Below are 431 nucleotides of genomic sequence, written 5' to 3'. Positions count from 1 at the left end.
TTGAAAATACGGCCACGTGAAAGGCCGTTAGATGCGAGACAATTACGCTTTTTTCGCCTGACGCGTCATGACGGGGCGATAGACCTTAGAGCGCCCAGTCTGCGCGATAACTTCGTGGAAGCCAAACACTTCATCCAGTACTTTCGGATAAGGCAGGAAGGCGTTGGCTACAATTCGCAGTTCGCCACCGCTGTTGAGGTGACGCACCGCGCCTCGAATCAGCGTTTGCGCGGCATCCAGGCTGGTCTGCACGCCGTCGTGGAACGGCGGGTTGGAGATGATCATACCAAAGCGACTCGTCACGTCAGAAAAGACGTTACTTGCGATAACGTCACCTTCAATACCGTTGGCGGCAATCGTTGCTCGGCTCGCTTCAACAGCGGCTGCGCGAACATCGCACAGGGTTAATCGCACTTGTGGCTAATGGCTTG

Annotated in this window: 1 pseudogene; it reads right to left on the bottom strand. The window is 55.2% G+C overall.

Annotated elements, in window-relative coordinates:
• Positions 1-42: 42 nt before the first annotated feature.
• Positions 43-420, bottom strand: a pseudogene (locus ACU8YC_RS28385) (methyltransferase); the annotation flags it as partial.
• Between the last annotated feature and the right edge of the window lie 11 nt (positions 421-431).

It is taken from the genome of Citrobacter sp. VF227 (assembly GCF_052950715.1).
This window is presented reverse-complemented; position numbering and strand designations above follow the sequence as displayed.